Annotated in this window: 1 protein-coding gene; it reads right to left on the bottom strand. The window is 57.2% G+C overall.

Going from position 1 to position 458, the window contains the following annotated elements; all coding sequences use genetic code 11:
* Positions 1-458: OmpA family protein (locus tag ACIONG_RS21405; protein ID WP_401302555.1), on the bottom strand; the 458-nt coding region annotated here is incomplete at both ends.

Here is a 458-nt window from a genome sequence, read left to right as displayed (position 1 = left end):
ACTGGAGCAGCAGCAGGCTTGGAGCCGCCACCGAAGTTCACACCGATACCGACGCTAGGAGCCCACTCGGTGTCGCCCTGGTCGATGTTGTACTGAGCTTCAACGCCAGCACGGGCGTAGAAGTTTTCGGTGAAGTACAGTTTTGCACCAGCGCCAACGTTGGCGAAGGTGGAGCGGTCACGACCGCCGGAACCGTTCTGACCGATGCTCTGATCGGAGAAACCAGCCGAAACGTACGGACGCAGCATGTCGCCCGGGTTGTTGAAGTGGTACAGAGCGTCCAGAGCGGTGTTGGCGCCCTTGATGTTACGACCGTCGTCGGAACGAACGTTGTGTACTTCGTCGTAGCCCAGACGCAGTTCAACGTCGTCGGTCAGGAAGTAACCGATCGAGCCACCGAACAGGTTGCCGTTGTTTTTGAAGTTACGAGCGCTGTCGAATTGTTCTTTCTTTGCGAA

This window comes from Pseudomonas sp. NPDC087817 (assembly GCF_044742875.1).
Taxonomy (GTDB): domain Bacteria; phylum Pseudomonadota; class Gammaproteobacteria; order Pseudomonadales; family Pseudomonadaceae; genus Aquipseudomonas.
The sequence above is the reverse complement of the archived record's forward strand: the minus strand, read 5'-3'. Positions and strand labels throughout refer to the sequence as shown.